The 21,899-nt window shown below is 38.1% G+C and carries 21 protein-coding genes; 17 read left to right on the forward strand and 4 right to left on the reverse strand.

Going from position 1 to position 21,899, the window contains the following annotated elements; translation table 11 throughout:
• Positions 1-88: 88 nt before the first annotated feature.
• The 10 genes from truB to KVT27_RS02580 all read left to right on the forward strand — a co-directional run bounded on the left by truB (position 89) and on the right by KVT27_RS02580 (position 10,616).
• Positions 89-1,000 carry a tRNA pseudouridine(55) synthase TruB gene (gene truB / locus KVT27_RS02535; RefSeq protein WP_217580607.1) on the forward strand — a complete coding sequence of 304 codons (912 nt, stop codon included), beginning with the start codon at positions 89-91 and terminating at the stop codon, positions 998-1,000.
• A gap of 12 nt (positions 1,001-1,012) precedes the next feature.
• A complete protein-coding gene (gene ribF / locus KVT27_RS02540; protein WP_150908020.1) occupies positions 1,013-1,963 on the forward strand; it encodes a riboflavin biosynthesis protein RibF in 951 nt (316 codons plus the stop codon).
• Positions 1,964-2,116: 153 nt separating this feature from the next.
• On the forward strand, positions 2,117-2,386 hold the full coding sequence (gene rpsO, locus KVT27_RS02545; RefSeq protein ID WP_008178982.1) for a 30S ribosomal protein S15: 270 nt from the start codon (positions 2,117-2,119) through the stop codon (positions 2,384-2,386).
• Positions 2,387-2,759: 373 nt separating this feature from the next.
• Positions 2,760-3,284 carry a DoxX family protein gene (locus KVT27_RS02550; protein ID WP_036124050.1) on the forward strand — a complete coding sequence of 175 codons (525 nt, stop codon included), beginning with the start codon at positions 2,760-2,762 and terminating at the stop codon, positions 3,282-3,284.
• Positions 3,285-3,734: 450 nt separating this feature from the next.
• Positions 3,735-5,849: a polyribonucleotide nucleotidyltransferase gene (gene pnp, locus KVT27_RS02555; RefSeq protein WP_036124052.1), complete on the forward strand. Its 2,115-nt coding sequence runs from the start codon at positions 3,735-3,737 to the stop codon at positions 5,847-5,849.
• A gap of 82 nt (positions 5,850-5,931) precedes the next feature.
• Positions 5,932-7,155: a M16 family metallopeptidase gene (locus KVT27_RS02560; RefSeq protein ID WP_036124055.1), complete on the forward strand. Its 1,224-nt coding sequence runs from the start codon at positions 5,932-5,934 to the stop codon at positions 7,153-7,155.
• 164 nt (positions 7,156-7,319) lie between these two features.
• On the forward strand, positions 7,320-8,318 hold the full coding sequence (locus KVT27_RS02565; RefSeq protein WP_036124057.1) for an ABC transporter substrate-binding protein: 999 nt from the start codon (positions 7,320-7,322) through the stop codon (positions 8,316-8,318).
• Positions 8,319-8,335: 17 nt separating this feature from the next.
• The gene (locus tag KVT27_RS02570; protein WP_150908018.1) at positions 8,336-9,328 is read left to right on the forward strand and encodes a FecCD family ABC transporter permease; all 993 of its coding nucleotides are present in this window, start codon (positions 8,336-8,338) and stop codon (positions 9,326-9,328) included.
• Positions 9,328-10,110, forward strand: a complete 783-nt coding sequence (locus KVT27_RS02575; RefSeq protein WP_036124065.1) for an ABC transporter ATP-binding protein — start codon at positions 9,328-9,330, stop codon at positions 10,108-10,110. Before KVT27_RS02570 ends, KVT27_RS02575 begins: the two co-directional genes overlap by 1 nt.
• 11 nt (positions 10,111-10,121) lie before the next feature.
• A complete protein-coding gene (locus KVT27_RS02580; RefSeq protein WP_217580608.1) occupies positions 10,122-10,616 on the forward strand; it encodes a pyridoxamine 5'-phosphate oxidase family protein in 495 nt (164 codons plus the stop codon).
• A gap of 33 nt (positions 10,617-10,649) precedes the next feature.
• Here the strand turns inward: KVT27_RS02580 and KVT27_RS02585 are convergent, their stop codons facing one another.
• From KVT27_RS02585 to KVT27_RS02600, 4 genes are read right to left on the reverse strand one after another with little or no spacing between them, the layout of a single operon-like run.
• Positions 10,650-11,264 carry an ABC-2 transporter permease gene (locus KVT27_RS02585; protein WP_217580609.1) on the reverse strand — a complete coding sequence of 205 codons (615 nt, stop codon included), beginning with the start codon at positions 11,262-11,264 and terminating at the stop codon, positions 10,650-10,652.
• 10 nt (positions 11,265-11,274) lie between these two features.
• Positions 11,275-11,901 carry an ABC-2 transporter permease gene (locus tag KVT27_RS02590; RefSeq protein ID WP_036226489.1) on the reverse strand — a complete coding sequence of 209 codons (627 nt, stop codon included), beginning with the start codon at positions 11,899-11,901 and terminating at the stop codon, positions 11,275-11,277.
• Between the two features lie 2 nt (positions 11,902-11,903).
• The gene (locus tag KVT27_RS02595; protein WP_217580610.1) at positions 11,904-12,746 is read right to left on the reverse strand and encodes an ABC transporter ATP-binding protein; all 843 of its coding nucleotides are present in this window, start codon (positions 12,744-12,746) and stop codon (positions 11,904-11,906) included.
• Between the two features lies 1 nt (position 12,747).
• Positions 12,748-13,125, reverse strand: a complete 378-nt coding sequence (locus KVT27_RS02600) for a GntR family transcriptional regulator (protein WP_008178959.1) — start codon at positions 13,123-13,125, stop codon at positions 12,748-12,750.
• A gap of 141 nt (positions 13,126-13,266) precedes the next feature.
• Between KVT27_RS02600 and KVT27_RS02605 the strand changes: the two genes are divergently transcribed.
• The 7 genes from KVT27_RS02605 (at position 13,267) to KVT27_RS02635 (ending at position 21,847) form a co-directional block, all read left to right on the forward strand.
• On the forward strand, positions 13,267-13,530 hold the full coding sequence (locus KVT27_RS02605; protein ID WP_004224966.1) for a YlmC/YmxH family sporulation protein: 264 nt from the start codon (positions 13,267-13,269) through the stop codon (positions 13,528-13,530).
• A 9-nt stretch (positions 13,531-13,539) separates the two neighbouring features.
• On the forward strand, positions 13,540-14,319 hold the full coding sequence (locus KVT27_RS02610) for an NAD(P)-dependent oxidoreductase (RefSeq protein ID WP_012293314.1): 780 nt from the start codon (positions 13,540-13,542) through the stop codon (positions 14,317-14,319).
• Positions 14,313-14,903, forward strand: coding sequence for a dipicolinate synthase subunit B (locus KVT27_RS02615; protein WP_008178956.1), 591 nt, complete (start codon positions 14,313-14,315; stop codon positions 14,901-14,903). Before KVT27_RS02610 ends, KVT27_RS02615 begins: the two co-directional genes overlap by 7 nt.
• An 82-nt stretch (positions 14,904-14,985) precedes the next feature.
• Positions 14,986-16,023, forward strand: a complete 1,038-nt coding sequence (locus KVT27_RS02620; protein WP_036124081.1) for an aspartate-semialdehyde dehydrogenase — start codon at positions 14,986-14,988, stop codon at positions 16,021-16,023.
• A 13-nt stretch (positions 16,024-16,036) separates the two neighbouring features.
• Positions 16,037-16,936 (forward strand): 4-hydroxy-tetrahydrodipicolinate synthase, encoded by a 900-nt coding sequence (gene dapA / locus KVT27_RS02625; RefSeq protein WP_008178954.1) that lies wholly within the window; start codon positions 16,037-16,039, stop codon positions 16,934-16,936.
• A 795-nt stretch (positions 16,937-17,731) separates the two neighbouring features.
• Positions 17,732-19,399, forward strand: a complete 1,668-nt coding sequence (locus KVT27_RS02630) for a ribonuclease J (RefSeq protein WP_036124084.1) — start codon at positions 17,732-17,734, stop codon at positions 19,397-19,399.
• A gap of 153 nt (positions 19,400-19,552) precedes the next feature.
• Positions 19,553-21,847: an FtsK/SpoIIIE family DNA translocase gene (locus tag KVT27_RS02635; protein ID WP_217580611.1), complete on the forward strand. Its 2,295-nt coding sequence runs from the start codon at positions 19,553-19,555 to the stop codon at positions 21,845-21,847.
• The last annotated feature ends 52 nt before the right edge of the window (positions 21,848-21,899 follow it).

The raw sequence follows: 21,899 nt of genomic DNA on the forward strand, positions 1-21,899 counted from the left end.
GCAGGCTTTTTATCTTCATAAAGAAGATTTTCGATCTAGTAATAATGCTAGGTAAATTTTATTTTAAAGGCAATTTGGGAGGATGTATATGAACGGTATTTTACCGCTTTGGAAAGAAAGAGGCATGACAAGCCATGATTGTGTCTTTAAGCTACGTAAAATTTTACGTACAAAAAAGGTTGGACATACAGGGACTTTGGATCCAGGTGTGGAAGGAGTACTACCAATTTGTATTGGCCAAGCCACTCGAATTGCAGAATATTTAACAGATGCAGGGAAAACCTATGAAGCTATTATTTCCATTGGTCGTACAACGACAACGGAGGATGCAGAGGGCGAAACGGTTGCAGAGGATCCTTCAGTTAAGAAGGTTTCTCGTGAGCGGTTGCAAGAGGTTTTAGCTTCATTAACAGGTGTTATTGAGCAAACTCCACCAATGTTTTCAGCGGTCAAGGTAAATGGTAAACGTCTCTATGAATATGCTCGAAAAGGTGAAACAGTTGAAAGACCTACTCGTCAAGTTACCATTTATGCTTTAGAGCTTCTCGATGACAATGAATCCTACGAGGGGCAGGAGATAACATTCCCAGTTCGTATCGATTGTAGTAAAGGCACTTATATCCGTACATTAGCTGTCCAAATTGGAGAGGCTCTTGGTTATCCAGCGCATATGAAAGAGCTCGTACGTACTGCTTCAGGTACCTTTACGCGCGATAACTGTTTTACGCTAGCACAGGTGGCGGAGCTTATGGATGCAGAGCAGGTAACTACTTGTATTTTACCTGTCGAGTATGCATTAACAGACTATCCATATATTGAGATTACTTCTGCCAATGAAAAAGAAATTTTCAATGGACAAGTGCTTCCAGCAGATACATTGTTAAAGATACATGATAAAATTGTCTTTGGAATCAATGGAAAGGCAGTTGCGGTTTATCAAGCTCACCCTACAAAGGCAGGTTTGATGAAACCACACAAGATGTTTCCGACGATAGAGTAGGAGGATTTTTCAATGGAGGTCATTCATTTAAAATACCCACATCAATTACAGCAAAGAGAAAGCATGCAGCCCTATTCATTAGCGCTTGGCTTTTTCGATGGTGTACATAGAGGGCATCAGGCTGTTATCAAGGCGGCAAAGGAAGAGGGAGAAAAGCGTCAAATTCCAAGTGCAGTAATGACATTTGACCCGCATCCATCATTAGTCCTTGGAGGGCGTAACGAAAAGGTTTTTTATATTACACTCTTACAGCAGAAATTACAGCTTTTTGAAGAACAAGGCGTGGATACAGTATTCGTTGTCCATTTCACATCTGATTTTGCTAAGCTATCTCCAGCCGCATTTATTGATACATTTATTCGTGGATTAAATATTCAACATGTGACGGCTGGCTTCGATTATTCATTTGGGGCATTCGGTAAAGGGACAATGGAAGATATGCGTGCATTAAGCAATGGTGATTATGGTGTGACAATTGTTGAGAAGAGAACGGATGATGTGGAGAAAATCAGCTCAACCCGTATTCGCCAACTTTTACAAGAGGGTGATATGGAAGCGGCGAGAACATTATTAGGACGGCCATTTGAAATTAACGGAATGGTTGTACATGGTGATAAACGTGGTCGAACAATTGGCTTCCCAACTGCAAATGTCCAAGCTTTAGAAGGCACCTTTATTCCGGCAAGTGGGGTCTATGCTGTTCGTCTACTAGTCCAAAATGCTTGGTATGATGGTGTCTGCAATGTAGGGTACAAACCAACGTTTAAAGATCCTAACGATAAGCAATTGTCCATTGAGGTTCATATTTTAAATTTTGATAAGAATATTTATGGCGAAGAAGTACATGTAGCTTGGTATAAACGTATTCGAAGCGAAAGAAAATTTGACGGTATTGAAGCTTTAAAAACGCAAATCGAAAAAGATAAACAAGAAGCTATACAATATTTTAACGATCTACAATAGAGTCAACGAAGTAACGGTTTTTACTTGCTTGCCCCAATCATTTATGGTAACATTCATAAGTGCATAATGCTCAACCTTAGCTCGGTATATCGAAGACTCCAACGTTTACTGTGCTAATGGGGATAAATAATTTTTCTTAGGAGGTCCATACAAATGGCTATTACAAAAGAACGTAAAAACGAAATTATCGCTGAGTACCGTACTCACGAAAGTGACACTGGTTCACCAGAAGTACAAGTTGCAGTATTAACAGCAGAAATCAATGCTCTAAATACTCACTTACGTACACACAAAAAAGATTTCCACTCTGAGCGTGGTCTTCTTAAAATGGTAGGTCGTCGTCGTCACTTATTAAAATATCTTCGTGAAACTGACGTACAACGTTACCGTGAACTAATCAACCGTTTAGGCTTACGTCGCTAATTACAGCGGGCTGTAGACAAACTTATGTTTTGTCTACAGTCTTTTTTTATTGCAAAAAAATAATGACCTTCTAGGATAGTTCACTTCTCGTCTCCGTTTTTATTTTGTTCGATAATAAGCCATAACTTTTTTACGCTCCGGTGAACGAGCTAGAAAAAACATGTTCTAGCCAATAAAAGGGTGATATATTCTAATCACATTTCGCAACCAAATTCAACCAGTCCTATGTGAATTTAGCTTTATTGTCCAATCGAGTTGGATCAAGAACTAATTGAATAGTAGTTGTTCTTATTTAGCCATGAATGGCCTATAACAACTTACTTCAGCTTGTGAAATGTGAAAACAAAATTTTATGGTGAGAAGGTGCAGTTGGATGTTTAACAAAATATTAAGAGAGAATAATATTGTTGCAGGGATTTTGACAATTATTCGTATCTATCTAGGTTGGCATTGGCTAACAGCCGGTTGGGGAAAATTGATGAATGGATTTGATGCATCCGGTTTTTTAGCAAATGCAACAGCAAATCCAGTAACTAGCGGCGAGGATTTAGCATATCCACTATATGTAAAGTTTATTGAAACATTTGCTTTACCCAATGCTGAAATTATTAATTTCCTTATTCCTTGGGGAGAGTTTTTAGTTGGCCTAGGATTAATACTTGGATGTTTAACAACCTATGCTGCATTTTTTGGGATGGTTATGAACTTTGCATTTTTAATGGCAGGAACTATATCAAGTAACCCATGGGATATTTTACTCGCTATCTTTATAGCAGCAGCTGGTTTCAATGCCGGTAAGTTTGGATTGGATCGTTTCGTCATTCCAGCTATCAGCAATAAGATCCAAACAGCAAAAAACAAAGATAAAATAGCTAGACCGCTGTCTAAAACTACATAATTTACATAAAAGAGACATGAAATGCCCCGTGAATGCTAGTTTGACGGGGCATTTATTTTAATTTTTCCACCTTGACACACTTAAACTTTACTACATACTTAACTTTCTTTATACTAGTAGGATGTTGTATGACAAGTACCGTGGTATAATAAATCTATTGTGTATAGCCTGCACTTGAAATAATAATGTGAAGAAGCATTTATATCTATTTACATACATTACTTTTCGTCAGGAAGGATCAATTTAAGTCAATTCCATATAACAAAAGTATAAAAATGTTTTTTCAATAAAATATAGAAATAAATCTTAAATAAATTGGCAATAACTGAATTTAAATGTATGATTATTTCAAGAAATATTTTTTAGCATAGAACAAGCATTTTTGGTACACTTACAATTAGTACATACAGACGAAGTAAGTGTTTTTTATAATAGAGAGGGGTTCATTGAATGAACGAAAAGAAAGTCTATTCCTACGAATGGGCTGGCCGTCCACTTGTAATTGAAGTAGGACAGTTAGCAAAACAAGCAAACGGAGCTGTATTAGTACGCTATGGCGATACTTCCGTATTATCTACAGCCACAATGTCAAAATCACCAAAACCACTTGATTTCTTCCCATTAACAGTAAACTATGAAGAACGTCTATATGCTGCGGGTAAAATTCCTGGCGGCTTTATTAAGCGTGAAGGGCGTCCATCAGAAAAAGCTATATTGGCGAGCCGTTTAATCGACCGTCCAATCCGTCCGATGTTCCCCGATGGTTTCCGTAACGAAGTTCAAGTAATCTCTATGGTAATGTCAAATGATTCTGACTGTACGTCTGAAATGGCAGCAATGCTTGGTTCTTCATTAGCCTTAGCTATTTCTGACATTCCATTTGATGGGCCAATAGCGGGTGTACAAGTTGGTTATATTGACGGTGAGTTCATTGTTAATCCAACAGTGGAACAATCGAACCAATCGACAATTCATTTATCTGTAGCAGGGAACAAGGACGCTATCAACATGGTTGAAGCTGGCGCACTTGAAGTTCCAGAAGAAGTGATGTTAGAAGCGATTATGTTTGGGCATGAGGAAATTAAAAAAATTATCGCATTCCAAGAGCAAATTGTGGCTGAGGTAGGAAAAGAAAAGAAACCAGTTACATTATTTGAAATTGATGAAGCAATCCAAGCGGATATAAAGGCTGCTTGTGAGACGGATATGCATGATGCAATTCAAACTGCTGAGAAACATGCTCGTGACGAAGCGATTCAAGCTGTAAAAGATCGTATTATTGCTTCCTATGAAGAGCAAGAAGCAGATGATGATACGATGAAGCAGGTTTATACAATACTTGATAAGATGGTAAAAGATGAAGTACGTCGACAAATCACTGAAGATAAAATTCGTCCAGATGGTCGTAAACTAGACGAGATTCGACAACTTTCTTCTGAAACCGGAATATTACAACGTACACACGGTTCAGGTCTATTTACACGTGGACAAACTCAAGCACTTTCTATTTGTACTTTAGGCGCGCTTGGGGATGTACAAATTATTGACGGTTTAGGTGTCGAAGAATCAAAACGCTTCATGCACCACTATAATTTCCCCCAATTCTCGGTTGGTGAGACAGGACCAATTCGTGGACCAGGTCGTCGTGAAATTGGTCATGGAGCTTTAGGAGAACGTGCACTGGAAGCAGTTATTCCTGATGAGTCTGTTTTCCCATATACAATTCGTTGTGTATCGGAAGTACTTGAATCAAATGGTTCAACATCTCAAGCGTCTATTTGTGCATCTACATTAGCTATGATGGATGCTGGTGTTCCTTTAAAAGCACCAGTTGCAGGTATTGCAATGGGCCTTATTAAAAAAGGTGAACATTATTCTATTTTAACGGATATTCAAGGCATGGAAGATCATCTAGGGGATATGGACTTTAAAGTGGCTGGTACAGCTAAAGGTGTAACAGCTCTACAAATGGACATTAAAATCGATGGCCTATCACGAAATATTTTAGAAGAAGCATTGACACAAGCTAAAGTAGGTCGTATGCATATTTTAGAATCAATGCTTGCGACACTTGCAGAGCCACGTACACAATTATCTGAATTTGCACCAAAAATCGTGATTGTTAAAATCAACCCAGATAAAATTCGCGATGTTATTGGACCTGGCGGAAAACAAATTAACAAAATTATTGAAGAAACGGGCGTTAAGATTGATACAGAACAAGATGGTACAATCTATATTTCTTCTGCTAATGAAGAAATGAATGCACGCGCAAAACAAATTATTGAAGATATCGTACGTGAAGCTAAAGTAGGGGAATACTACTTATCGACAGTGAAGCGTATTGAAAAATTCGGTGCGTTTTGTGAAATCTTCCCAGGTAAAGATGGCTTGCTTCACATTTCTGAAATTCAAGAGGAACGTACAAAGCAAGTGGAAGACGTCTTAAAACTTGGCGATCAATTACTAGTAAAAGTAATTGAAATTGACAAACAAGGTCGTGTGAATTTATCTCGTAAAGTAGTACTACAAGAGGAAAAAGAACGCGCTGAACAACAAAAATAATAAAGATAAAAGGCTGCGTCTAATGCGCAGCCTTTTTAAATAGTTTATCATCATAAAGAAATATATAGTTGGGGGAGATTTTTTGGTTCAAGTACATACATGTCAGAACGGTGTTCGTATTGTGTCAGAACAAATTAACCATGTAAGATCTGTTGCTTTAGGTATTTTTGTTAACGCGGGTTCACGCTATGAACTACCTGAAGAGAACGGTATTACACATTTTATAGAGCATATGTTGTTTAAAGGAACAGCAACTCGTTCAGCTCGTCAAATTGCGGAAGAATTTGATCGGATAGGTGGAGAATTAAATGCTTTCACATCTAAGGAAAATACGTGTTATTATGCAAAAGTTTTAGATCATCATGCAGAGCTAGCAGTCTCCATTTTGGCTGATATGTTTTTTAATTCTACATTTGCAGAAGAAGAATTAGAAAAAGAACGACAAGTCGTATTAGAGGAAATTTTAATGAGCGAAGATGCCCCGGACGATGATGTGCATGAAAAGCTATGGAGTGTCATGTATCCCAATGATGCACTGGGCCGTCCGATATTGGGCAGTGCAGCTACATTAAAGACATTTACTGCTGAGGCGATTCGCCATTATATGGCCAAACATTATGGTCCAGAGTCAGTGGTGATTTCCATTGCGGGCAATATTACGCCTCAACTCATAGCTACGATTGAACGGTTATTTGGACAATATCAGCCTTCCGCAGTTGCGATTGCGCCTGTGCTGACAAATCCTTCATTTCATCCTGGGGAAATTTCCAAAATCCGAGATACAGAGCAAGCGCATTTAGCTATATCCTATCCAGCTATTGGTGTTAAGGACCCTGATATGTATAGCTTTATTGCGTTAAATAATATTATTGGTGGCAATATGAGCTCACGATTGTTTCAAGAGGTGCGTGAAGAAAGAGGTCTAGCTTATTCTATTTTCTCCTACCAATCCTGTTATGCAGATGTTGGGGCGTTCACCATTTATGGCAGTACTAGCCGTCAGCAATTATCACAGCTACAACATACTATTGATGCTACTTTACTCGATATTGTCGCAGGTGGTGTCACAGAAGAAGAGCTTGATAATGCAAAAGAGCAGCTGAAAGGTAGCTTTGTTCTAGGATTAGAGGGAACTGGCGCACGTATGAATCGGAATGGTACGAGTGAGCTTGTTCATCGTAAACATCGTACAGTAGACGAGGTATTAGCGTCTATAGATGCTGTATCCATGGACTCAGTGGATCGATTGATTGCTAAAATTTTGAAAGCAGAGCCGGCTATTTCAATTATTGGACCAAGCGAATAAAATACCTACCTCATTGTATAGTCTTAAAAGTAGGTGTCTCAAATGATTATTGAGACACCTACTTTTTATTTGTATTATCAATTAGGCATTGTAATTATCAATTAACTCTGATAGTATGATTGATATTGAAAATCATTTTCATTTACACAGAGGAAATAGTAGATATGAAAAAATGGCTATATGTTAGTACACTCGCATTATCATTAGCACTTGTTGGATGTGCAGAACAAGAAGAGAAAGGCGCAGATAAAGAAATTCAAAAGGAAGAAGTAGCAAAGCAAGATGAAGCTGCTGATACTTCGGCTGTCAAAAAAGATGAATTTCAAGATGGTGTTGATGAAGAAGCCTTTCAGAAGGCATTAGCAAACTTTCCTACAACAGTGCCGGAAAAAATTGTGACGACATCAGTTCCTTTAACAGAAATGCTACATCTTTTGGAGATCACACCAGTGGGGGTACCAACATCGACAAACCCGATACCATCAGACTTTGATTCGATTACAAAAATTGGTTCACCAATGTCACCAGATTTAGAAGTTATTTCGAGTTTACAAACCGATTTGATTCTTGGCGCTTCTTCTCTACAAAGCTCATTAGATCAAGCACTACAGGGAATGAATCTCCCAACAGCTTATTTACCAACAGATTCGTATGATGACTTAAAATTGAGTTTTAAGGTGCTAGGTACATACTTTGGTAAAGAAGAAAAAGTAAATGAAATCTTACAAAATCTTGTAGCAAAAGAAAAAGAGCTGGAAGAGCAAGCACAAGGAAAAGAATTACCATCTGTTATGCTCGTTATCGGAACATCTGATTCCTTTATGGTAATGAACGACAAATCCTACTTAGGAAGCTTAGTAGAAAGATTGGGTGCAGATAATATTGCGAAATCAGTATTAAAAGCAGAGTCAACTTATTCACCAATGAATTTAGAAGATATTGTTGTAGCAGATCCAGATATTGTCTTTGTCTTAGCGTCTGGCGATCACGGAGCGAATGAAGATAAATTTAAACAAGAAATTGAAAAAAATAGTGCTTGGCAACAATTATCAGCATACAAAAATGACAAAATCTATATGCTTGATTACAGTATTTTTGGTGTCACATCTATTACAAATGCTGAGACAGCACTAACAACGATTGCAGATTATTTCTATAAATAAGTTCGTGAGGTAGAGGTATGATTCATACAGCAAGAAGTCGCATGATTATTATCACGACCTTTGTGATAACCATTTTAGCAGCAGTAATAGCAATTGGATTAGGTAGTGTCCATATTTCAACTCCTGATATATTATCAACCCTTATCAATGGTCGTGGTCAAGAGGGTGTGTATACAACGATTATATGGGATATCCGTCTTCCCCGCGTGTTACTAGCTTTAATTATTGGCGCAAGTATAGCTATATCTGGGGCGTTACTGCAGGCAGTCATGGGAAATCCGTTAGCAGATCCAGGTTTAACAGGGGTAACAAGTGGTGCTGCAGCTTTTGTATTGCTTATCCTTTTAGCGAATCCAGAATTAACCCATTTGATCCCTATCGCAGCCTTTGTTGGTGGTTTAATTGCCGCAGCAATTGTCTATGCACTCGCCTGGAGACGGACAGGCATTACCCCAATCACCATTATTTTATCAGGGGTTGCAGTAAATGCTTTATGTGGGGGCGTCATTGGATTTTTGTCGATACTATATAGTGATCGTCTACCATCGGCAGTACAATGGATGAATGGTAGTCTCGCTGCAAAAGGAAATGCATCGCTGCATATGATTTATTTGTACGCCATTATAGGCTGGATACTATCCATTTTTGCAATTCGCAAAGCAAACATTATCCGTTTGGGCGATCAGGTCGCTACTAATTTAGGGGAAAGTGTAACACGGATTCGTATTATGCTATCAATTTTAGCTGTCTTTTTAGCAGCGATATCTGTTGCTGCAGTGGGAATGATCAGCTTTGTTGGATTAATTGTACCTCATATGGCGAGATTATTAGTTGGTTCTGATTATAAATACATGTTGCCTATGAGTATGGCCTTGGGGGCGATTGTTTTATTGGTTGCGGATACGGGCGGACGGACAATATTTGCACCACTTGATATACCGGCAGGCATTTTAATGGCGGTAATCGGTGGACCTTACTTCTTATACTTAATGAGAAAGAGGGCGTTTTAATGTTAAAAATTGAACAGCTATCCATCAGCTATGAACAAAAGGAAGTTGTCCATAATTTTTCATTTGAAGTGGAACAAGGCGAGATTCTATCGATTATTGGACCGAATGGCTCTGGTAAATCAACGATATTAAAGGCGATTGCACGGATGCAGCCGTACAGTGGTGGGAATATCCTGTTTGAAGGAGAAAATATGCGTCGACTATCCTCAAAGGAAATCGCACGCAAAATGTGTATGCTGAGTCAGCAAAACCAAGCTCCGAGCGATATTTCTGTCAAAAGTTTAGTGGCCTATGGTCGATATCCGCATAAAAAGTGGTTTGAACGCCTGAATGCAGAGGATGAGGCAATTATTGATTGGGCATTAGAAAAAACCTATCTTTCCCATTATAAAGAAAAACCAATAGCCGCTTTGTCTGGTGGCGAGGCACAGCGCGCATGGATTGCGATGGCTTTGGCACAACGGCCACAAGTCTTATTATTGGATGAGCCCACGACATTTTTAGATATTGCTCATCAGCATGAAGTGCTAGAATTAGTACGGGAGCTTAACCGTGATATGGGTATGACAGTTGTAATGGTGCTTCATGATTTGAACCAAGCCTCTAGTTACAGCGATAAAATCGTCGTTGTAAAGGATGGTAACCGAGCACATATAGGGACACCGGATGAAGTGATGACTGAACAAATGATCCAACAAATATATCGTATGGAAGCTGAAATTCAATATGTATCTTGGGATAATTCTCCGAGAATTCAATTGAAAAATACGGTTAGAGTATAGGGGGAAATAATATGCCAAAAGCAATTGATATTGAACAAGTAAAACAAAATTATGAAAGCTTTATACAAAGTAAAAAAAACTGTGTGTTAAGCTTCGTGAATGGGGAAGGTAAGCCTTTTAGTAGTACTACGCCTTTTGTGCGACTCAACGGAAAGTTTTATGTTTATCTTAGCCAAATAGCCGAGCATTACCAACTCATGGAGCAATCGGAAGTGGTTGATTTAATTTGTGTAGCAGATGAGGCCGTAACAGCCAATCCATTTGCTCCAGAGCGAGCACGTTGGCAATGTGTACCAAAAAAATTAGGGAATGAAGGTCATGAGGATATATTTGCGACATTCGATCAACTGTTTAATGCAAAAATGATGGAGTTGTTGCGCTCACTTGATTTTTCTTTATTCGAACTAACGCCAATAGAGGGGCGTTATGTTGTTGGATTTGGGAAAGCCTTTACGATTGATATTGCTAATGATACATTAATTCATGTAGTTGTAGATAAAAAATAGGTTGCCTTAAGGGCAGCCTATTTTTTTTGAATGTTAAAATATTTCTCGTGTCATCAATAAATGAAGACATTTTTGAAAAACTAACCAGCTACTAAAGATACTTATAAGCGTTGGGATTAACAAAATGAAGAGATTTCCTGCTACTAGCGATAAATAAAAATGAACAACCGAATTAAGAGTTATAATTAGTACTGTAGCTGTAAGCATCTGTAAAGATCGCATTTTCTCCGTTTCCTCGAGCTGTTGAATATAAAATTGACTAGAAAGAAGAAAAAAAGAGCTACTGATAAAACCAACATACATGGCAAAATGGCTAATAAAATTTGTAGACGCTTCAGACTGTGAAAAGTACAAAGGTGCAATTAATATATAGAGACTTGCAACAAAGGCATAGCAAAAAAGGAAATCCGACTGTAATTGGACTTTCTTTGAGAGAGGCAAGCTATTAACATAAACTTCCCATTTTACTTGACGATCCCCTTTATATAAATTTTCAACGAGGCTAGCGGAAACAATTACTACAAATAGACAAATGAATGGGCTATCTAAATAAGGCAAGCGTATGAAATAAAGAACGAAACAGATAGTGATTGCAAAAAGGATAGTCCATCTTTGTACGATAAATCTTTGTACTAATAAGGCACGCATGGAATCCCCCCTAGAATTCTTTTCGTTTATAGATTTCTGTAGAAATGAGTGAGGAAAGCCACAGTAACAGAAGTCCAGCGAAAGGTGTAAAATAGATGAATTGCTTTAAATCTAAAAATGTCATAATTATTGTGGGTATAGCCCCTTTAAACATCCCCACTAAAAAGCCAGGGATAAAACAAAGTGCAATTAGAACCATTCTTCCTTTGAGAGAGCCATATTTAATATAAATAGGTAAAAAAACGGCTAACAGACAAAGGGCCGATGTTACAATCATCATAAACGTGAGGAAAAATTGAGCAGTCATCTCATTATTGCTCAATTGATGAATAAGAAAAATGATTGGTAGAGCAATGACAAGACCGAGTAGCATTAATAACACACTTAGTAAGTATTTACTAAGCACAATATCAGCTTTTGTAATTGGAAAGGTATTAGCGTATTTATCCCAGTTGCATTGTTCATCATACGCAAGGGCAGTGATGGCTTGAATGGTAACAATAAAAACAATAACAGCTAAAATCATAGAAGTTTCTCGCATAAGAATAGCCATAATAAGGAGAAAAAGTATGACAAATAATTGTGACTTCATTTGACGCTGAATGGTCATAAAATCTTTTACTAGTAAACCAATCATAATTAAACACACCCTTTCACGAAAAATAGCATAATATCTTCGATAGAGGGTCTTTCAAGTTTGAACATCTCATTTACTTCCTTTTTAAGTACTAATGCCTCGATTCCAAATACGCCATTGCGCTTTCTTATAATCGCATGCTCAGGTAATTCGTTTACCTCCTCAAGACTTCCTTTGAAAATGCCATACTCATATAAAAGGGCATCTTTACTTTCACTCAATAAAATTTCTCCATTATGAATAAGGGTGATATGGTCGGCTATTTTTTCTAAATCACTTGTAATATGGGAGGAAAAAAGAATACTGTGTGTTTCATCCTGCATAAATGCTAAAAATAAATCTAAAATTTCATCGCGAATAATGGGGTCCAGACCACTTGTTGGTTCATCTAAAATTAAGAGTTTCGGATGATGAGACAATGCTAAAGCAATTGATAGCTTCATTCTCATGCCTCGCGAAAGTTCCTTGATTTTTTTCTTCTTTGGCACGTTAAATTGAGCTAATCGTTCAAAGTAGTAATCTGTATCCCATGTTTTAAATACCTTTTTCATAATTTTGTCAAGCTGAGTCGCAGTCAGCGTTTCGGGTACGTGTAATTCGTCAAAAACCACGCCAATGTCATTTTTAATCGATTGTTCATGTTCGACATGATCTTTGTTAAAAAGTAATATATCGCCGTATTCTTTTTTTACTAAATTAAGCATGCACTTAATCGTTGTGGATTTTCCAGCACCATTTTCTCCAACAAAGCCCATTACTGTTCCTTGAGGTACTGAAAAACTTACATCTTTTAGTGAAAAACCTTCAAATCCTTTATGTAAGTCATGAATTTCAATGGCATTCATCTTAATGATCCCCCTCTAACATTAAAGTGACTAAATCTTGTAATTCTTCATTTGATAGACCAGCTGTTTTCGCTAATTTTACGGCTTTCAGCACATGTTCCTCTACTTGTCGCAAGAGCTCCTCACGCAGGAAATCCTGGTTACGTTCCGTTACAAAGCTTCCCTTCCCAGCGACTGTTTCAATAAAGCCATCCCGTTCTAAATCGGCATAGGCACGTTTAGTAGTCATTACGCTTATTTTTAAATCTTTAGCTAAAGCACGAATGGATGGTAGGGCATCACCTGCTTGCAATTTATTAGCTAGAATGGCTTCTTTGAGCTGGATGGTGATTTGCTCATATATGGGCTTATCACTGGCATTGCTTAAATGGATATGCAAAATCCTCACCTCTTATAACTGTATATACACACTATACACAGATTGGAGCAGAAATGCAATATATTCCTACTTTTGGTAGGGGGCACGATTTACAAAAACTCGGCATATATTGAGGTAACGGCTCAAGGAGGGAGATGAGGAATGCTACTATCTGAGATGGTGGATAAAGAGTTAATTCAAATTGAGGGTGGTGTACATTTTGGCATCCTGGCTCATACAGAATGCCTATTAGATGTGCAAACAGGAAAAATACATGGTTTTGAGATTGTCAAAGATAAATTACCTTTCCAAAAAAAGAAAATGAAGGTTAGTGAAATGATACCTTGGCACGAAATTATATTAATTGGTGAAGATCGAATTTTATTTAACAAGACATCTACAGTACAGTCAGAATATTTACAGTGAGGTGAGCTTTTGGAAAACGAAAAATGGCTCGTTATCGGTGAGGACTCCAGATTAAAAGAACTAGCTACAATGTTAAGAAGTCCATCGAGAACAGTGTTTTATAAAAGAACGACAGTTTGGAACGAGGAGTTAAATAAACTTGTTTTAGAATTTCAACCAAATAAAATTATTCTACCTATCCTGCCTTTAAAAATAGAAGTAGAACAGCTATATGGTATATCACAGGTTAAATTCTATACAGGTCGTTTAACTATGCACTGGAAGCATCTGCTAGAAAAAAATGAATCCCTTTGCTATTTACAACAAGAATCGTTTATTTGGCAAAATGCTAGATTAACAGCAGAGGGGTTTATCGCCACGTTTTACGGACTCGAGCAAAAATGTATTTACGGACAAAACTTTACAATCGCAGGTTTCGGACGTATCGCAAAAATGCTCGCTTCTTTACTAGTTAAAATGGGGGCAAATGTTCATATTGTTGCACGTTCAGTTGTACAAGTGAGTGAGGCTAAGGCATATGGCTATAAAGCTACGGACTTAGATGATCGTTTATGGTCAATTAATGAAGGTACATTTATTAATACCATTCCAGCTAAATGGATTACAGAATCGTTTAAAGATCATGTTCCAGCAGTTTTATATGATTTAGCCTCAGAGCCAGGCTGTTTGGATATAGATGCTGAGCAACTTCAAACATATGTACTGTTGCCATCATTGCCTGGGAAATACTTTGCACATAATGCTGCTGAAATTCTGTGCAAGGCCATAGAGGAGGAAGAAAATTGTTAACGGGGAAACGAATTGGCCTAGGTATTACAGCCTCTCATTGTACGTATGAAGATGTCATACCTAAAATTCAAAATTTTATGGATGTTGGTGCAACGGTTATACCAATCATTACCCATTCCGTTTTACATGCAGCTACACGCTTTGGTACAGGGGAGGAATGGATTGCAAAAATAGAAGCTTTAACTGGAGAAAAAGTTATTTCTTCTATAAAAGAAGCGGAGCCATTTGGTCCATCCAATCCACTGGATGCAATGGTAATCGCTCCAATGACAGGTAATAGTATTAGTAAGTTTGCCAATGCGGCTACAGATAGCCCTGTTCTTATGGCAGCAAAGGCAACTTTACGTAATGGATCACCTGTAGTGTTAGGAATTTCAACAAATGATGCACTCGGCTTAAATGGAATAAATATAATGAAGTTGTTAAATGCCAAAAATATTTACTTTATCCCATTTGGTCAGGACTCTCCTCACTCCAAACCAAATTCTCTAATTGCTGATTTTGACCAAATGGTAGATACTGTTCATGCAGCAATTACGCAGAAAAAGCAATTACAACCGCTGTTGATACAATATTTCAAATAAATCATAGATTACACACAATTTTCAGTATTTTTGTGATACAATAGCACACATTATGGAACTTGTATTCAAGGAGAGATGACAGATGACAAAGCAGTTAACAGTTGCGGTTGTTGGAGCAACAGGAGCAGTAGGATCAAAAATGATGGAGCAATTAATCAAACGAAAATTTCCAATAGGGAACATTAAATTTCTAGCATCTGCACGTTCAGCAGGAAAATCAATCGAGTTTAATGGTCAAACATATACAATTGAAGAAGCGACACCTGAAGCTTTTGAAGGCGTCAATGTCGCTTTATTCTCAGCTGGTGGTTCAGTATCAGCTGTGCTTGCACCCGAAGCAGCAAAGCGTGGTGCGGTAGTTATTGATAATACGAGCCATTTCCGAATGGATCCAGAGGTACCACTTGTTGTACCTGAAGTGAATCGAGGCGATCTGGCGAAGCATAAAGGGATTATTGCAAATCCAAACTGCTCGACAATTCAAATGGTAGCTGCACTTGAGCCAATTCGTAAAGCATTTGGATTAACAAAAGTGCTTGTTTCAACGTATCAGGCGGTTTCAGGTGCAGGTATTTCTGCTATTGAAGAATTAAAAACACAAAGCGCAAACTGGGAAGCAGGTAGGGATGTAGAAGCAAATATTTTACCATCTGGTAGTGATAAGCGCCATTACCCAATCGCTCGTAATGTCATTCCACAAATTGATAAATTCACAGATAACGGATTTACATACGAAGAAATGAAAATGATTAATGAGACGAAAAAAATTATGCATGCACCAGAGCTAAAAGTTGCTGCTACTTGCGTTCGTGTGCCGGTCGTTTCAGGTCACTCAGAGTCTGTTTATATTGAGGTAGAGAAAGAAACATCAATCCAAGAGATTTTTGACGTATTACGCAATGCACCAGGTATAGTATTACAAGATGATATTGCAACACAAACTTACCCAATGCCTATTTATGCAGAAGGGGAAGACGCTACTTTTGTAGGACGTATCCGTCAAGATTTAGACAACAAAAAAGGATTCCATCTATGGATCGTTTCTGACAATCTATTAAAAGGCGCTGCATTAAACTCTATCCAAATTGCAGAAGCAATGCTTGAGGATAACTTACTATAAGAGGGGTGTAAGGATGAATTTAGGTCGAATTGGAACGGCTATGATTACGCCGTTTAAAGATGATGGCACGATAAATTATCCAGAATTAGAACGTATTATTAATCATTTGATCGACAATGGTACAGATTGTATTGTTGCTTGTGGTACGACTTCTGAAAATCCTACAATGTCTACGGAAGAAAAAATAGAGGTTGTTCGTTTTACAGTAGAAAAGGTAGCTGGTCGTGTGCCAGTTATTGCTGGCACAGGGGACAATGAAACAGCATATTCTATAGCCATGACCCATAAAGCAGAAGAAAATGGAGCAGATGGCATAATGCTTGTAGCTCCTTACTACAATAAACCAAATCAACGTGGGATCTTTGCTCACTTTGAAACGATTGCTAAACAAACGAGTCTACCAGTTATGCTCTATAATGTCCCTGGGCGTACTGGTGTGAATGTGGCCTATGAAACTTCTGTTGCATTAAGTAAGATTCCTAACATCGCTTGGATTAAAGAAGCAAGCGGCAATTTGGATCAGATGGGTGATGTTATTGAAAATGTTGATCCAGATGATGATTTCTTAGTGTATAGCGGAGATGATGGCCTAACATTGCCACTAATGGCGATTGGCGGGGCAGGCATTATTTCCGTAGCGGCTCATGTAGTAGGCAATGATATGCAATTAATGATTAAAGCGTTTGAAGAAGGAAATCATAAGCTAGCAGCTAAAATTCACCGAGCATTATTACCTCTTGTACGCGCGCTGTTCGCTCAACCGAACCCTTCACCTATTAAATATGCAATGACAAAGCTAGGCTTTGATACACTCAATGTTCGTTTGCCAATGATGGAAATGACGGATGAAGAGAAGGCTAACTTTGATAACATTTGGGATACGTATCAAGAAAAAGCGAGAAGTTTTAGATAAATAAAAACGAGGCTGATCATTCAAATCAGTCTCGCGGACTGTAGACGAACTCTCAATGAATTTTGAGTTGGCTACAGTCTTTTTTTTCTTTACTGGGTCTACCCGCTTCCCTCGCTTTGTTGCTGCCGCTTTGCTTTCGCACAGAAAACATCCCCTCAGTCCAGAATCTCGACTTTCCCGCAATTTGTTACACCAACTTCAACATAAAGAACTCCTTATTCATTTAAAGTTATAATGAGCGTGAACAATTTGATATGTTAACGATTGATCCATGAATTCCCAAAGATTATTTCGTGTGAAAACTGGAAGCTACTATAGATTTTTTATTTAGATATCCACTAAACAATTGTCCATGCAGGCGATGCTTACTTTGGCTGCCATGATTTAAAGAAAATGGCTACTTGGACATGGTAATTAGCTTAGAGAGCAAATTTGCTCGGAGAGTATGTGGAGATCCGCAGTAAGTGATTTACCAAAATTGAAAATGCAAGAGGAAGAAAAGCATAGAGAGTGAACTTCTCGATGGATTTTGTCAACAGTCTGTGAGGCTGATTATTCAAAGCAGCTTCCTTTTTATTTAAGAAATCCATAACTTCTCATCCTCAAAAATACTTTAATGACTCTATTTCCATAAAGATTCCAATATCTGTCTTTCCATCTACTAGCAATAAGGAAAAGATAAGAAAATATATTTCTGCTGTGAAACATGTATTTTTAATTTGTGCAAAAGCTTAGCAAACCGTATAATAAATGTTAAGTGGTTGCTGTTCGGGATATTTTTTAGGAGGAAATAAATTGACAAAAAAGAAAAATGAACTGATTCGAATCATCCCTCTTGGGGGTGTGGGCGAAATTGGAAAAGCAATGTACGTAGTAGAAATTGATGAAGAGCTATTTGTAGTAGATAGCGGCTTAATGTTCCCAGAGGACGAGATGCTAGGCATCGATATCGTGATCCCTGACATTACGTACTTAGAAGAAAATAAAGAGCGTGTGAAAGGTATATTCTTAACACACGGACATGAAGATGCAATTGGCTCGATTGCCTATGTATTGCAAAAAATAAAGGCACCAGTTTACGGCTCAAAATTAACAATTGCTCTAGCTAAGGAACATTTGAAAGAATTACCTGCACCACATCAGGTAAAGTTTTTTGAAGTAACAAACCGTAGTCGTATGAATTTCAACTCAACGTATGTAACATTCTTCCACACAACACATAGTATTCCCGATTCGTTAGGGGTAGTGTTCCATACATCTGAAGGCGCGATTGTTCATACAGGAGAGTTCAAATTCGATCAATCAGCGACAGGTAAATTTAAACCTGATTTAGCGAAAATGGCCCAGTTAGGGGAAGATGGCGTCTTTATTCTATTATCTGAGTCTTGCGAAGCTGAACGACCAGGTTATACAACATCGGAAATTGTCATTGAAGAACAATTATCAAAAACATTCCATTCAGCACCAGGTCGTATTTTAGTAGCTGTTTATGCATCGAATTTTATCCGAATTCAACAAGTATTTGCTCAAGCTCAAAAATCATTCCGTAAAGTAGTGATTGTCGGGAAGCCATTAGAGAAGGCTGTAGATTTAGGTGTACAGCTTGGCTATTTAACAGTCGAAGAAGATACAATTATTCCAATTTCAGAAATGCAAAAATATCAAGACGATGAAATTATCATTATTACAACAGGCAATAAAGGGGAGCCTTTAGATGCTCTCGAAAAAATCGTACGTAAGCATCACCGTGACATTAAAATTAAGCAGGGTGATACAGTTTTAATTACATTTACACCTTCTCCTGGTATGGAAGTGCAAATGGCTAATACGATGAACTCCATTTCTAAAGCTGGGGCTGAAATTCTAACTTCTAGCAAAAATGTGCACGTATCAGGTCATGGTAGTCAAGAAGATTTAAAGCTTATGTTAAATTTAATGCAACCAAAGTATTTTATTCCTGTTCAAGGGGAATATCGTATGCTAATTGCTCACTCTAAATTAGCTCAACAGCTAGGCATGCAAAAATCCCAAATATTTATCGCTGATAAAGGGGATATTGTTGAATATAAAAATAATAAGATGCGCATGAGTGGACGTGTACAAGCTGGTAACGTCTTAATTGATGGGATCGGTGTTGGCGATGTGGGGAATATTGTTCTTCGTGATCGTAAATTATTATCACAGGATGGTATTTTCATTGTGGTCGTGACATTAAATCGTGCACAAAAGAAAATTGCGTCTGGTCCAGAAATTTTATCACGCGGCTTTGTATATGTTCGTGAATCAGAAGAGTTAATGGTTGAGGCATCGGACATCGCAAGGACTGTTATTGAAAAATATGTAGGGAAAGAAACATTTGAATGGACGAATATTAAGCAAGAAATTCGTGATACTTTAAATACGTACCTATTCCAGAAAACAAAGCGTCGTCCAATGATTATCCCAATTATTATGGAATATTAATACAAATGACTCATCGTCAAGGCTTTGAGGAAAAGTAAATGGAAAAGGATTTTCTCCCAATTGCGGTGGAAAATCCTTTTTTTGAAATGTTCGAGTTCTACATGGTATGATTCGCTACATATATAAAATGGATTGCAGAAGAAGGTGATAGAAATGGCGGTTAGTAAAAGAAAAAAGTCTACTAAAAGCAAAGCAACAACAGAAAAAAAAGAAATGTCTCCACTTATGTATGAAATTCTAGGGCTGCTCTTAATTGCGCTTGCGGTCATCATGATTTTTGAATACGGTATGATCGGGCGTACGCTACAAACATTCGCAATGTTTCTATTAGGAAATTTACATTTTGCCGTTCCATTTATGCTAATATTTGTTGCGTTATTAATGATGATTGGTCGAAAAAAAGTCGGTATGAAAGACCGCTTAATTCTAGGTATGCTCCTCATTATTATGAGCTTAACCATCTTTAGTCATGGCATATTATTTGAACAATTATCAAAATCAGGTGGCTTATTATCTGATTCGGTTCTCCGTGAATCATGGCGAATTCTCATCAATACCGAGGGGATTATTCATCGCAGTAATGCACTAGGCGGTGGAATGATCGGTGCTCTTTTATTTAGTGGTCTTCATGTTCTATTTGAAGCATCAGGGGCACGAGTCGTTGCTTGGGTTATTTTCTTTATAGGCTTGATTTTGGTTACTGGAAAAGCATTAGTGCCATATTTGGCAGAGAAAATGCCAGATTTATTTGGTAAATGGAAAAAGAAACATCGAGATAAGAAAAAAAATGCACCTAAAAAGCCAAGTAATCGTCGTTCTAGGGCAGAAAGTGTGGACGAGATTGCAGCGGTGAATCAAACCACGGATATGCCTGAGCAAGAAGAAGAAGAAATACATCATGAGCCCATTATTTCTGCATTTACCCAAAATGTATCTCAGGAAAGAACTATATTTGATCAGGCAGAAATAGTGGAAAATGAACACGATGAAGCTATGGATGAGGTCCATATTCAAGGGACAGATACTGTAGAAAATGCAGACTACCAGCTTCCTTCTTACAATCTATTACAATTACCACCACAACATGACCAAAGTGGAGAATATTCCGTCATCCAGGCGAATGCCAAAAAGCTTGAACAAACATTGCAAAGCTTCGGCGTAAAGGCAAAAGTCACACAAGTTCATTTAGGACCAGCCGTTACGAAATATGAAATCTTACCTGATATTGGTGTCAAGGTAAGTAAAATTGTCAATCTGCAAGATGATCTAGCATTAGCGCTGGCTGCCAAGGATATTCGTATGGAGGCACCAATCCCTGGAAAATCTGCCATTGGTATTGAAGTGCCAAATAGTGAGGTAGCCATTGTTACTTTACGAGAGGTATTAGAATCGAAGGATGGAGCTAAGCCAGAAGCATTGTTGCAGGTAGCATTTGGACGAGATATTACGGGACAAGCAGTGCTAGCAGAGCTCAATAAAATGCCGCATTTACTCGTAGCGGGTTCAACAGGTAGTGGGAAAAGTGTCTGTATAAATGGCATAGTAGTATCCATACTAATGCGTACAAAACCACATGAAGTAAAGCTTATGATGATTGACCCGAAAATGGTGGAGTTAAATGTTTATAACGGTATTCCCCATTTATTGGCGCCTGTTGTGACCGATGCACGAAAAGCTTCTCAAGCCTTGAAAAAAGTTGTTTCTGAAATGGAACGTCGATATGACCTGTTTTCACATACTGGAACACGAAATATTGAAGGCTATAATAATCATGTACAAAAGGTCAATGAACAGACAGATGAAAAGCATCCTAAGCTACCTTATATTGTAGTCATTGTAGATGAGTTAGCAGATTTGATGATGGTCGCATCTAGTGATGTGGAGGATTCAATTACACGTTTAGCCCAAATGGCACGTGCAGCGGGAATCCATTTGATTATTGCAACGCAAAGACCAAGTGTAGATGTTTTAACAGGTGTCATTAAAGCTAATATTCCATCGCGAATTGCTTTTGCAGTTTCTTCAGCTATTGATTCGAGAACGATTTTAGATATGGGCGGAGCAGAACGATTACTTGGACGCGGAGATATGTTATTTTTACCAGCCGGTGCATCGAAACCAAAACGGGTACAAGGAGCCTTTTTATCGGATCAAGAGGTTGAGGCTGTTGTGAATTTTGTTATAGAACAGCAAAAGGCTCAGTATCAAGAGGAGATGATTCCTACTGAAGAAGAAACGATTTTAGAGGAAACCGATGAATTATATGACGAAGCAGTGCAATTAGTGGTCAGTATGCAAACAGCATCTGTCTCCATGCTTCAGCGTCGCTTCCGAATAGGCTATTCAAGGGCAGCACGTATTGTTGATCAGATGGAACAACGCGGTATTGTCGGGCCTCCTGAGGGCAGTAAACCTCGTCAGGTGCTTATTCATCAATACGATAATTAAACATTAAATGGATGGTCCTTTCCGTATATTTGTCCATTTATTTGCAACGAAT

This window comes from Lysinibacillus sp. GbtcB16 (genome assembly GCF_019091145.1).
In the GTDB taxonomy this organism is placed as follows: domain Bacteria; phylum Bacillota; class Bacilli; order Bacillales_A; family Planococcaceae; genus Lysinibacillus; species Lysinibacillus fusiformis.